Source organism: Nostoc flagelliforme FACHB-838, assembly GCF_014698065.1.
GTDB classification, from domain to species: Bacteria; Cyanobacteriota; Cyanobacteriia; order Cyanobacteriales; family Nostocaceae; genus Nostoc; species Nostoc flagelliforme_B.
In genome coordinates this window covers 19264-32431 of the sequence record NZ_JACJSI010000073.1, presented here as the reverse complement: position 1 = coordinate 32431, position 13168 = coordinate 19264, and the positions used below count along the sequence as shown (strand labels likewise).

Here is a 13168-nt window from a genome sequence, read left to right as displayed (position 1 = left end):
AAATCTTGATAATTCTAGATAACGCTAGTTACCATAAAAAGAAAACTATATTGGCAGAGATTGAAAAAAACTTACCAAATATTCAACTATATTTTCTGCCTGAGTATAGCCCAGATTTGAATTTAGCCGAACTTGTATGGCATTCGGCGAAAGAATACATATCTCATCGCCTATTTAAATCAGTAGAGGAACTGAAAAACTTATTAAATAGGTTGTTAAATCAGGGAGAGTTAATAATTAGATGGGGAAGAAAAATTAAAAATAAAGGTAATGCTGCTATTGCAAACTAAATGTGGAACAGCTTACGATTCCTATATCTCTATTAATTATCAATAATTTTTAATTGTAAAACAACCAAATCTATGAAAGACAAAGCAATACAAATAATTATTTGATAATTAATCTCAATAAAGATAGGATTGGCTCTGACGATAAAAATTTACATAACATTTCTTCTACCTCGGTAAATCTAACTGAAGGCAGATATTTTAATCTGTGTTAATAGTAATTGCTGTTTATGTCAAGCTATGGAAACAAAAGTATAAAATATGTTGTTTTTATTAAAATATTTGTTATATTAGTTTACATAAGGCAACTAACCTTAAAAATTAAGTTTGGAGTCCGAATCATGACAAATGCAACCACAACAAAAGTAACTACTCCTGTAATTGAAGATCGCAACGCTTGGCGTTGGGGCTTTACTCCACAAGCAGAAATTTGGAACGGTCGCTTGGCAATGATCGGCTTTTCAGCAGCCGTTCTGGTTGAGCTTTTTTCTGGTCAAGGCTTTCTACATTTTTGGGGCATCCTATAAGTTTTAATATCCAAGATGACCTATAAATAAAAAAACCTGGAGTGCTAATTCACTACCAGGTTTTTTATTTTTTTGTCATTAGTCAGTTGTCATTTGTCCTTTGTTTATTTACTAATGACCAATGACTAATGACTGTTAACTAATTGACTACCGAATATACTCTTTGAGAACGCTGTTGCGATTTGGATGGCGTAACTTGCGGAGTGCTTTCGCTTCAATTTGACGAATGCGTTCGCGGGTGACGTTGAAAATCTGTCCGATTTCCTCAAGAGTCTTCATCCGACCATCATCCAAGCCGTAACGTAGTCTGAGGACATCGCGTTCACGAGGACTAAGGCTGTCGAGGACTTTTTCAAGGTCTTCGCGCAGAAGATTTTTGGAAACTTGGTCTTCTGGTGTCTCACCATCGGATTCAATAAAATCGCCTAATCGAGAATCTTCTTCTTTACCAATAGGCGTTTCTAATGAAATTGGCAACTGGGCAGATTTAGCAATGAACCGCAACTTCTCAATGGTCATTTCCATGCGAGTAGCGATTTCTTCTTCAGTAGGTTTACGACCCATTTCTTGAGACAGTAACTTGGTAGTTTTCTTAATCCGAGATATGGTTTCGTAAAGATGAACTGGAAGGCGAATTGTGCGGGATTGATCTGCGATCGCGCGGGTAATTGCTTGACGAATCCACCATGTAGCGTATGTAGAAAACTTATAACCTTTTTCGTGGTCAAACTTTTCAGCGGCACGAATCAAACCGAGACTGCCTTCCTGAATTAAGTCCTGGAACGACAAACCACGATTCATGTACTTCTTAGCAATTGAAACCACAAGACGGAGGTTAGATTGCACCATCTTGTCTTTCGCCCTGCGACCAACATGGAGGCGATAACGAAAGGCTGGTAGTGGCAGTTGTACTGCTTCTGCCCATTCACTATCTCTAGGATCGCGATCTAACTGTTCTGAGAGTCTTTCGCGTACTCTCTCCAATTCCAGCAAATCAGCGATTTTCCGCGCCAATTCGATTTCTTCGTCTGCCCGCAACAGCCGAATTCTACCAATTTCTTGCAAGTAAAGCCGAATTGAATCTTCTGTGTAGTGCTTTTTCTTGCTTTGTGTCCGACGACGCGATTTAGCGGCTTTTCCAGACTTTGCGTCGTCCTCATCAGACTGAGGCTCTAAAAATTCCTCGTCACCTTCATCGATGATCAGCAAGTCCTCTTCATCGTCTATTAAGAGTTCTTCTAACTCGAGCTCAGGCTGATTTATTATTTCTAGGTCAGGCTGATATATGCTTTCGAGTACGTTGTTAGCCTGGTTCATGCCGCGTTCCTCATGCTCCTTGCAGAATCAATTACTCAAGATGTGTTTACTGCTCTTTTAAACGAGCTATTTGTCAACCGAAAATAAGCTTTTTGGCAGATTTGCCAGAGATATTTTCGGACATTTTATACCTCCGGTCGGAGGTTTTTTACTTTAGTTTAAGCAATTACTAAAAGTGACTTGCTCATCTTAGTAAATGTTATATGTGTTGCTATCACACACTGCTTTCAACTAACTGTTCAAAAAAAAGACTCGCCCTTATGAAAAAATTTGCCACTCTATACTAATTAGTTCAGACTATTGGCAGATTTTCCTATAAAGACTCTTCCGATTGTAGCCTGTTTCACAGAAATTGCACTCTTTTTGTGTATTAATCATGAACTCATTAAGCAACTGTTAGCCACCATTACCAAAAAGACATTAAGAACGGGAGTTATACCCGGAAATTTTTTCTCCACTTTTCGGGATTGCAGTGACGTTGTTATTACATTACAAAGTAAGTACGTTTGCTTTTGCCGAATTTCATGTATTTTACACAACATTAATTACTGAGAAAGAGGTGCATTTTATGTTAACTCAGACAAGAAGTCTTAACCTACCCATTTTTACATTTCCTTCATAAACTAAGCATTCTGTAGACTAAAGAGGTTCTTGACCTTGGGTAAATACAACAACCGTGGTGGTGCTTGCCTTAAAGCAGTTAACCTTCTGCGTACTAACTACCTTAACTAAGGAGTTGAGGCGGTGCCAGAATCGACCTGATAGTAGATCAATTTAGGTTTAACTAATTTGGTCTTATTCACACGTTAGCGCACTGTGGCGATTTCAGCCCTATGAAACTTGACAAACTTTTCTTATTGTATACAAGGATATTTTAATCAATTCAAAAATAATTTGTCTCGTGAATTCGCCAATATAGTCTTATTTTAGGCAAAAGTACATTAGATACATACGATACAATAGCGATCGCCACAGGACTACATGAAGATATTAACAAGTTTTCAGCCAGATAGTGTGTGCTTCCGACAGCCATTATTTCAAATACAGAGAATCCAGAAGATTGCCTGATGATTTGGTTACAAAGCTTTTTTGCGTAAACTAATTGTAAATTTGAATACTTTTATTTCAGTAATTTTCTGTCATATTATGATGAGAAATCCTCAAAATACTTATTAATTCTGGCGTTGCTAGATGATATCGAGTTATTTTATTAGAGCATAACAAACGTCTCTCTAGCTGATGAGCGAAACTAATCGGCGAGTCCGAAGAAAGAATATTATCTTAACTAAATTTCCAATAAAGTTGGTAGTTTTGCTAAGACTCGAACATTGAATTTTTATAAAGTGTTGACAATAAGCAAATTATATGGTTTTCTCTAACTGAGTAATTGAAAGTTTTTGTAGTTATTGTAGTGCTAACCTACCACTTGTGGTTCAAAGTCAGGGCGGCTAGAGTAGCTTTCGATAAAGCAGAAAAAGCGGCATCAGTAGATGTAAATATTTTGTCAGGGACTGGTGCAGCCAATTGTTCGTTTCAGGTGTGTCAAGCAATACTCCAATGCCACAGATCCCCGACTTCTTTGAGAAATCGGGGATCTTGTTTTTTACAAATGATTTAAGACTGCTGGTATTAAATATCTAGATCAGTGAAGTTGAGCTTAGAACCATAGGTTTCGATGAATTCTCGTCTGGGTGCAACGCGATCGCCCATTAAAATTGTGAAGATGCGATCGGCTTCGGCAGCGTCCTCAATTTCAACTTGCTTCATTTTGCGGGTTTCTGGGTTCATGGTGGTGTCCCAGAGTTGTTGTGGCATCATTTCACCCAAACCTTTGAAGCGTTGGATGGTATAGTTGGCGTTAGCAGGAAATTTGGCGATCGCTTGATCTTTTTCGCGATCGCTATAGCAGTACTCATGATTACGTCCCCGTTCTACTTTGAATAGTGGGGGGCAAGCAATATAAATAAAGCCTTGTTCGATGAGCGCTCGCTGATATCGATAGAAGAATGTCAACAGCAAAGTCCGAATATGCGCTCCATCCACGTCAGCGTCTGTCATGATGACTATGCGGTGATAGCGCAGTTGAGTGGAATCGAATTCATCACCTTTAACGCCTAGACCTAGTGCTGTAATTAACGATTGAACTTCGTTATTTTTATAAATTTTGGCATCGTCGGTTTTTTCAATGTTAAGAATTTTACCACGTAGAGGCAAGATCGCTTGAGTGCGGCGATCGCGTCCTTGTTTTGCACTCCCACCGGCTGAGTCCCCTTCCACAATGAATATCTCAGATTCGCTAGGGTCACGAGAACTACAATCTGCCAATTTACCAGGTAATGGCGAAGATTCCAGCACCGATTTGCGCCGAACTAATTCCCGTGCATGACGCGCTGCTTCTGCGGCTTTGAAGGCTTGGATAGCTTTATCTAAAATCGAGTCTGCGATCGCCGGATGAAATTCTAGATACTCAGTGAGGACTTCTCCCACCAAAGAATCAACAATTCCTCGGACTTCGGTATTACCGAGTTTGGTTTTGGTTTGTCCTTCAAATTCTGGATCTGGGACTTTAACAGAAATAACGGCTGTCAAACCTTCGCGGACGTGTTCGCCACTGAGGTTAGGTTCATTCTCTTTAATTTTATTGCGCTTGCGAGCGATCGCATTTAATGTCCGAGTTAGAACCGCCTTTAACCCTTCTAAGTGCGTACCACCATCAACGGTGCGAATATTGTTGGCAAAACCCAGCACATTATCCGTGTAGGCATCAGTACACCATTGTAAAGAAACTTCTACTTGTACATTGTTGCGTTCCCCCTGCACATAGATAATTTCTTCATGCAGCGGTTGCTTCTCACGGTTCATGTACGCAATGTACTCTTTGATGCCACCCTTGTAATTGTAGGATTCTACCTTCGGTGTATCGCTTTTTAATAGTTCTAGACGGTTGTCAGTAAAGGTAATTTTGACACCTGCATTCAGATACGCCAATTCCCGTAGGCGACCTGATAAAGTGATGTAATCAAACTCAATGCTAGTTGTAAAGATTTGGGTATCTGGCTTGAAAGTGACAGAAGTTCCAGTTCTAGGTTCTTTATAAGGCTTGGTTTGCAGTTCAGTAACTGGGATGCCGCGTTCATAGCGTTGGAGATGAACCTTTTTATCTCGCCAAACTGTAACTTCTACAACTTCAGATAGGGCATTAACAACAGAAATACCAACCCCGTGCAATCCTCCAGAAACCTTGTAGCCACCGCCGCCAAACTTACCACCAGCGTGTAGTACCGTCATCACGGTTTCTAAAGCTGATTTTCCAGTGCGCGAGTGAGTATCGACAGGAATACCGCGACCATCATCTGTTACAGTCACAGAACCATCAGCGTTGATATCCACTTCTATATGAGTGCAATGACCCGCCAAAGCCTCATCGATTGAATTGTCCACCACCTCGTAAACCAAATGGTGGAGTCCTCGCGGCCCAGTGGTACCGATGTACATTCCTGGTCTTTTGCGGACGGCTTCCAGACCTTCCAGAACTTGAATCTGATCGGCACTGTAACTGCTCGTCATGTAAACTCTCCTGATGCGTGGGGTTAAACTCGCCTAAAAATAAATAAAAGCAAAAACACTCCAAAATTGTAACACAAAAGCCCTGCTAGCGTCTGTAGGGCATTTTCAAGAGAAGTTTATACTAGGGTTGCACTACCGTGCAATAGGGGCAAAGGTGGGCATGAGAAAAAGTGAAGAAAATTAATGACTAATGACTAATGACTAAATTAATTGTGATTTGTGGGGCGACAGCAACGGGTAAATCGAGTTTGGCTTTGGCTTTGGCGATGCGGTTGGGTTCTGTAATTCTTAGTGCCGATTCTCGTCAAGTTTACCGTGAGTTTGATATTGGGACGGCGAAACCATCTGTGACTGAACAAAAATTGGTGTCGCACTATTTAATAGATATCTGCGATCCAACAGACATGATGACAGTAGCAGACTATCAGGAACAAACACAAGCCTTAATTGCTTCTCTTGGTGTTACACCACCGTTGTTAGTTGGTGGTACTGGTTTATACATTCGCTCCATTGTCCAAGGTATGAAAATCCCTAGAGTTGCACCGCAAACAGAATTGCGATCGCAGCTTGAATCTTTAGGACAATCACAACTCTACGCAATGTTACAACAAGTTGACCCCGTTGCAGCACAAAAAATTCATGGCAATGATTTAGTGCGAACTTTACGAGCATTAGAGGTATTTTACGTCACTGGATATCCCATTTCAGAACAGCAAGGGGAGAATCCGCCCGATTATCCGATTTTACAAATTGGTTTAGATTGCGATGTTGAAAAATTGGATGCTCGTATTAAACAGCGTACAGAACAAATGATAGCAAATGGTTTGGTTGCTGAGGTGAAGAATCTTTGTCAAAAATATGGCGCTGATTTGTCTTTATTGAATACTTTGGGCTATCAAGAAATAAAACAATATTTGGCTGGTGATATTTCCCTAAAGGAAGCGAAAGAATTAATAGTTTTGCATACGCGGCAATTTGCCAAGCGACAACGCACTTGGTTTAGAGCATATCCAAAAATTGAATGGTTTGATGCCGATGATCCTGATTTATTAGAGAAGGTCTGGCATCGTATAAACAAGTTTATAAGTTGCACGAGTCTGTGAGATTTTTTTGCATCTTTACAGTGAATGTCCTAAAGAGTATTGGGATCTACGCCCATAGCCCGTAGCCTATCTGCTAGCAATTGGGTACGTTGTTCTGCTTGTTCGGCACGTTGTCTTTCCTGTTATGCACGTTGTTTTTCCTGTTCAGCGCGTTCATCTCCAGTCAATAAAACATTACCATCTTGGTAGCACCAACGAACCAAGTATCTTGTCTATCTTCAAATTTACCTTCCCACAAAGTTACACCTAAACCAACTTGTTCTAACCAATTTTCTGAAGTTTCAAAGTAGCGTCTTTCTCTAAGTTCATAAACGCGCAACACTTTTTCTCCTAATTGCTGATTCTGGTCATATACGATGTAGTAACTAGCCCGCATTTGTTCATAAATTTTCAGCTTTTTGCCAAGTTCATCACCTTCTTTATTAGAGCAAAGACTAAAAATAGAAGAACGGCGAATAGATGGAATTAAACAAGTAAATCAACAGCCTCAATGTTACTTTAACCCTACAATTAACAGAATATCGGTTTGTACCATCATCCAACGCACTTGTTAAAAGACATTGCACCTTCCGTACTTAAATCAGGCGATCGCACTTACTCTACATCAAATGCAACTGCTTTTTACTCCCTTTTGACTGCTATTCTTGCAACAATAGTAATTACAGCTATACTAACCAGCCTGCAACATCTACCTTGAACTTTAAGAAACTATGCTTACCCTAGATAAAAAACAACGCAACTGGAAACCCATTATCAAAGCATTCGAGGCTGTCCTTGGCAAAAATGGTGTGGTACAACGCCGCGAAGAACTCATTACTTATGAATGCGATGGTTTAACTGGTTATCGCCAACGTCCGGCTGTGGTGGTGTTGCCTAGAACTACAGAACAAGTTGCCCAAGTGGTAAAAATATGCAACCAATATTCTATACCCTTCATAGCACGCGGTTCTGGCACTGGTTTATCTGGCGGTGCTTTGCCAGTAGAAGATTCCGTTTTAATTGTTACCTCATTAATGCGGCAAATCCTCAGCATTGATTTGGAAAATCAACGCACAGTTGTACAACCAGGGGTGATTAATAGTTGGGTAACACAAGCTGTTAGTGGTGCTGGATTTTACTATGCTCCTGACCCTTCCAGTCAAATCATCTGCTCTATTGGGGGTAACATTGCCGAAAATTCTGGTGGAGTACATTGTCTCAAATATGGTGTCACCACTAATCACGTTTTAGGATTAAAAATTGTTACACCGGAAGGGGAAATTATCGATATAGGCGGTCAAATCCCAGAAATGCCTGGTTATGATTTAACAGGTGTTTTTGTTGGCTCTGAAGGTACTTTAGGAATTGCTACAGAAATTACTTTGCGAATTCTCAAAAGTCCAGAATCAATTTGTGTGTTGTTGGCAGATTTTACTAGCATTGAAGCTGCAGGAGCAACTGTTTCTGACATTATCAGCGCTGGGATTATTCCTGGTGGTATGGAAATGATGGATAACTTTAGTATCAATGCAGTTGAAGATGTTGTAGCAACTAATTGTTATCCCCGCGATGCTACTGCTATCTTACTAATAGAAATTGACGGGTTGGAAGTAGAAGTTGCCGGAAACAAGCAGCGAATTACCGAAATTTGTCAAAAGAATGGTGCGCGTAATGTCACTTCTGCTATTGACCCAGAAACACGATTGAAATTGTGGAAAGGACGCAAAGCGGCTTTTGCTGCGGCTGGACATTTAAGCCCAGATTATTATGTACAAGATGGTGTAATTCCCCGTACTCAGTTACCTTATGTTTTACACGAAATTGAGGCATTAAGTAAACAATACGGTTATCGTGTTGCTAATGTATTTCATGCTGGCGATGGTAATCTTCATCCGCTAATTCTTTATGATAATTCTGTGTCTGGGGCATTAGAACAAGTAGAAGAAATGGGTGGAGAAATTCTCAAACTTTGTGTGCAAGTCGGTGGTAGTATTTCTGGTGAACATGGCATAGGTGCAGAGAAAAAGTGCTATATGCCACAGATGTTTAGCCCAGTTGATTTAGAAACTATGCAATGGGTGCGGCAAGTTTTTAATCCTAGAGGGTTAGCAAATCCTGAAAAGATATTTCCTACACCTCGGACTTGTGGGGAAGCAGCAAATGCATCGGCTATCAAACAATTTGAGGGTGTGGAAAGATTTTAATTTTCTGCAAAGCACATTTGCAGTTCTTGCCGTTTTCGGTTTGTGTGTACATCTTAGTTCTCGCAAAGGGAGAAGATTCGGCTTCGCAGCGCTACTGCTGCAATCTATTGAAATAATTTTGCTGAAAAACGGGAAGACTATGGTTATTCCCTAATAAGGAAATTTCCATAAAAATCCTGAGCAACAAAATGCCCAAAAAATCTCTGCTTAACTTTTTAATTTTGCCTGTTTCTCTAGTATCCTGGCTGTGCGTGGGGACGCTTTTTGATTCTCAAGCTAATGCTTTACCAGGTCAAAGTACAGAGGAAGTAGGCACTTGGATTAAAGCACATCCCACACTCCGTCCCAGGAGAGGGGAGCAATTATTTGTGCAAAAAACTGATACTGCTGCCCAAAGATTTACTTTTCAAGCGTCGGTATTATCTCCCGGTAGGGTGCAGGTTGCCAAAGATCGTGGCAGAATTCGGACTGAACGCATTGCTATGTATGATGCTATTAACGGCATGACGTTTGAGCGTCTCCAGGAATCCTTGCGGGTGATTTATGGCTTGGAGATTTATCAAGACTACGATCGCGCCCAAGTCGTGTACCAGTATCCTAATCAGAAAGCAGTTAATTCAGCGCGTCTAGCCAAAACTCCGATTCGGGAAGCCTTAAAGGGAGAATTACGAGTAGGCGATCGCTATGTATATTGGGTGGAAATTGCTCAACCCAGTACTGGCAAAGCTTTTACTGGTCAAATGACGATTTTACTCAAAACTGACCTAGATAAATTAGAAAGTGAACTGCAAATTCGGTAATGGGCATGGGGCATTGGGCATTAGTTATTCCCATTGTCCCCGTCATCTTCCTGATCTCTTATCGTTCAAAGATCGCTGAATCAGTGTTTTAAAACTTTCTTAACTCCATAGGAGCGAGGGTTTGCCATGTACCTGAAAAGATACTTTCAGATGCTAAGGAAATTCGTAGTAAATCTTCTTTCAACAGTGGCGGCCAATCAACCCCGGCTTTACGCCCTGCGCCAAATAGTTGTTGCGCTTTAATGCTTAACTGATAAAGGGACAAAGCTAGTTCTCGGTCTAGGCTCTTTGCATCTTTAAGGGCTTCAAACACCACTTTTAATGCTAACAAAATCGAAGTGATCTGACCGGGTACCGGCGGTTTCCCCTGTTTCATACGCGTTAACAGCGCATCTGGGTTTTCCTCGGTTGTGATTGTCTGATCTATGAGGAGTTTCCGGGCTGTTTCGTAATTCATGTAGCCAGTTTAGCGTACATTTTGCTTCAGCAGGAATACCTAAGTTAAAAAGTCATAAAATTGGCTTTCGGTTATTTATACCAATCTCATTTGATTTGTGAAATGATATGCGTGGGTAAAATGATAGGGAATTTGCGATGCTCTAGGTTAAGCAGATAGACTGAATATAATATCTTTGAAAAATACACCTTCATGGAAATCACCGACAAGATGATATCACCAAATTTACTAGAAATTGAGCGCTCCGTCCTTGCCTTGTCTGTGGAAGAGCAACTTTGGCTACTAGAAAGTATTGTTCGACAAATCCGAGAAAAGGAATATATAAAAGATAAATTGGCTGATGCCAACAATTCAGAAGAACAACTAGAACTGACACCTAGTAATTCAAAAATTCAACTAGGAACTGATCCTATAAACGATGAGTTTGCGATTTCTGAAATACTCTGATATTGAGGAGTATAAATTATGAGATTGCCAAGCTTAAATAATATAATATACAAGTTATTGGTGAGCGATCGCTTAAAATTGCTGACTGCGATCGCCCATTGACTGCAAAAAGGCCTTACACACCACTCACATCCTAAAGGTTCAGTCCATATTAATAAACACTAACATCATTTTAGATGACGTTTGAGTTTTAGAGGATAACCATTTGTAAGAAAATTTGATAATCTCAAACACATCTAATTGGCATATCAAAATTTTACCAAGCGTTGATGGGTTGGGTAAAATTCCCACGCTAATTATACAAATAAAATATGTAACAATTTCTCAACTATCTGGCTTCATACAATAGATAAAAAAAGAAAAACCTTGGGTTGTATTTTCCGATAATCCAACACTGTTAATAAATTCCAGCTTGCTAAATTTTTTGGTTTTTAAACTATATGGCATGGGAGAGATAGCTAATGTTTTTTTAATAATAAAACCAGCTTTTTGAATCTTTGCAATCAATTCCTCAGGTGTATATTCAATCTTATGTTCAGGATGTACAAATCCTCTACGTACCAAAAGCTTTGTAAGCTGGCGATTTGGGGTATCTAAACAAAATGATCCACCTGGCTTAATTACTCTAAAGACTTCTTTAATTACTTTATCGGCTTCTTCTTCTGTTATATGCTCAATGCTTTGTCCTGACCACACAAGGTCAACGGTATGTTCTGGAAAATAAGATAAATCAGCCATTGAGCGATAGATATAATTAATTTTTGTAAGATTATCTGGAGTTATGAATTTCTGGGGATGTTCCTCAGAACGCTGATCATAAATTCTTTCCTCCTGTGGTAGATCAACAATATCCAACTGTTGAGGATTGTAGGGATAACCCATGACCATAAGCGCACCTTCTGGGGAACCAGGGCAAGAACCTCCTAAATCGAGAATATACTCAGCAGGTGGCAATATTTCCTGTACCAGTTTGACCCTTGCAAGGTGATGTGATTCTATGCCTGTTCGAGAAAAGAGTTTTTGTTCAATCCCAATTGGCAACATTAAATAAGAAAGAATAACCTGAATTCTTGAAAAATTACCTTGGTCAAGATTATCTTTGTAGAATGAAAGTTCTTCTTCTGAAATTGGAACAGATAAAAAGTATGCATATACTAAATTGACAAATTCCGCATTATTTGGTGAGCGCCAATTAGAGAAGTAGAACAACCCTAGAAAAACAAAAAATCGAAGTATACACATTATATCTTCAGGATAATATCTGGCATACCTGAAAATCTTAGAAAATAAAACACTATATTTAACTATTATTTTACTTCGATACTTAGTCATAGTAGGCACTTATAATATACGAATCCTAAATTATATGGGAAAATATGTGAAAAATTTTAATTAATAATAGGATAGGCTTTAGCCATCCAAACCTGGATATAGTGAGCAGGCGCTACACTAGGTATATTTTATGCCAATTATCACGTAAACAATAACTGCGATCGCTAGTTTTGACGGGTAAGCGATCGCAAAGTTATAAAGAATTGGTATCAGACTATTGCTCATACAGCTAATTTTAAATAAAAATAATTAATATTTTGTTACAGAATTAGGTTATTTGACTGTACATAGTTGTTAAGCGATAAGTACCATAGATAACCTGCAATGCAAACTTTATAGATTTACTTTTGTTTCATATATCTTTACGTTTTTACCACATTCTGGTAGAGCAATAGTGTAAATACGCTTATCTGATGTTACTGATTAATAAGTCAATGGGGCAATCTCGCAAAAGGAAATATCGAGAGTCCTTATTACATTGTTTGAAGTTATGTAGCCTTTTGATTACGGCCTATCAATCACTGCGGTAGACTATGCGTTGATTATGATTCTTTCGCAGAGAAGAACACTCGAAAGGAGCCGTTTTTTCAATGTCTCATACCGTAAAAATCTACGATACCTGCATTGGCTGCACCCAATGCGTCCGCGCTTGCCCTACTGATGTACTTGAGATGGTTCCTTGGGATGGCTGTAAAGCTGCTCAAATTGCCTCTTCACCCCGTACAGAAGACTGCGTGGGCTGTAAGCGTTGCGAAACCGCTTGTCCCACCGACTTTTTGAGCATCCGGGTTTACCTGGGCGCTGAAACAACTCGCAGTATGGGTCTAGCTTATTAAAAGGCTCGTGCCGAGTCATTAAAGTTTTGATTGGCGGCTGCCGCTGCTCAAACTTCTTGCCGAGTACTGAGTGCTGAGATAGAAAGAAGTAAATCAAAAAAACAATTTCTTGATTCTTCACTCAGAACTCGGAACTCGGCACTCAAGACTTTTAAGTGTCTCGATAGCAAACACCTTTAGCATCCTAGAGTGGGCAATGCCCGCTTTACGAAATCGTAATTTTAGATTGGGGATATAAACTCTGGGTATCTAAATCCTAGAAGCTGTATTTGTACCGTCAGGTCAAAAGCTGACGGGGAATCCCTTGTAAAA

The 13168-nt window shown here is 39.7% G+C and carries 11 protein-coding genes and 1 pseudogene; 7 read left to right on the top strand and 5 right to left on the bottom strand.

The genetic code is table 11. The features are described from left to right. Together H6G97_RS26105 and H6G97_RS26100 are read left to right on the top strand one after the other, a co-directional pair. Positions 1–290 (top strand): transposase (locus tag H6G97_RS26105; RefSeq protein WP_190943137.1); only part of this gene is annotated, 290 nt, incomplete at its 5' end. A gap of 338 nt (positions 291–628) precedes the next feature. Then, positions 629–814, top strand: coding sequence for a chlorophyll a/b-binding protein (locus tag H6G97_RS26100; RefSeq protein WP_100898540.1), 186 nt, complete (start codon positions 629–631; stop codon positions 812–814). A gap of 147 nt (positions 815–961) precedes the next feature. Here the strand turns inward: H6G97_RS26100 and rpoD are convergent, their stop codons facing one another. Both rpoD and gyrB read right to left on the bottom strand, forming a co-directional pair. Then, positions 962–2131, bottom strand: a complete 1170-nt coding sequence (gene rpoD, locus H6G97_RS26095) for an RNA polymerase sigma factor RpoD (RefSeq protein WP_100898539.1) — start codon at positions 2129–2131, stop codon at positions 962–964. Positions 2132–3760: 1629 nt separating this feature from the next. Further along, complete coding sequence (gyrB, locus tag H6G97_RS26090; RefSeq protein ID WP_190943507.1) at positions 3761–5698, bottom strand: DNA topoisomerase (ATP-hydrolyzing) subunit B; 1938 nt, start codon at positions 5696–5698, stop codon at positions 3761–3763. Between the two features lie 197 nt (positions 5699–5895). Between gyrB and miaA the strand changes: the two genes are divergently transcribed. Further along, positions 5896–6801 carry a tRNA (adenosine(37)-N6)-dimethylallyltransferase MiaA gene (gene miaA / locus H6G97_RS26085; protein WP_190943506.1) on the top strand — a complete coding sequence of 302 codons (906 nt, stop codon included), beginning with the start codon at positions 5896–5898 and terminating at the stop codon, positions 6799–6801. Between the two features lie 29 nt (positions 6802–6830). On the opposite strand, the pseudogene H6G97_RS26080 reads toward miaA, so the two are convergent. Next, a pseudogene (locus H6G97_RS26080) lies at positions 6831–7231 on the bottom strand (Uma2 family endonuclease); the annotation flags it as partial. Between the two features lie 280 nt (positions 7232–7511). Between H6G97_RS26080 and glcD the strand changes: the two are divergent. Then, positions 7512–8984 carry a glycolate oxidase subunit GlcD gene (glcD, locus tag H6G97_RS26075; RefSeq protein ID WP_190943505.1) on the top strand — a complete coding sequence of 491 codons (1473 nt, stop codon included), beginning with the start codon at positions 7512–7514 and terminating at the stop codon, positions 8982–8984. 188 nt (positions 8985–9172) lie between these two features. Continuing rightward, entirely contained in the window at positions 9173–9784 is a 612-nt protein-coding gene (locus H6G97_RS26070; protein ID WP_190943504.1) for a hypothetical protein, read from the top strand. Positions 9785–9872: 88 nt separating this feature from the next. On the opposite strand, the gene H6G97_RS26065 is transcribed toward H6G97_RS26070, so the two are convergent. Further along, positions 9873–10241, bottom strand: coding sequence for a Dethiobiotin synthetase (locus H6G97_RS26065; RefSeq protein ID WP_190943503.1), 369 nt, complete (start codon positions 10239–10241; stop codon positions 9873–9875). Between the two features lie 192 nt (positions 10242–10433). Here H6G97_RS26065 and H6G97_RS26060 point away from each other — a divergent pair, with 192 nt between their 5' ends. Continuing rightward, on the top strand, positions 10434–10688 hold the full coding sequence (locus H6G97_RS26060) for a hypothetical protein (protein WP_242055231.1): 255 nt from the start codon (positions 10434–10436) through the stop codon (positions 10686–10688). 324 nt (positions 10689–11012) lie between these two features. On the opposite strand, the gene H6G97_RS26055 is transcribed toward H6G97_RS26060, so the two are convergent. After that, the gene (locus H6G97_RS26055) at positions 11013–12020 is read right to left on the bottom strand and encodes a class I SAM-dependent methyltransferase (RefSeq protein WP_190943502.1); all 1008 of its coding nucleotides are present in this window, start codon (positions 12018–12020) and stop codon (positions 11013–11015) included. 590 nt (positions 12021–12610) lie between these two features. On the opposite strand from H6G97_RS26055, the gene psaC reads away from it, so the two are divergent. Then, entirely contained in the window at positions 12611–12856 is a 246-nt protein-coding gene (gene psaC / locus H6G97_RS26050) for a photosystem I iron-sulfur center protein PsaC (protein WP_012411495.1), read from the top strand. Positions 12857–13168: the final 312 nt, after the last annotated feature.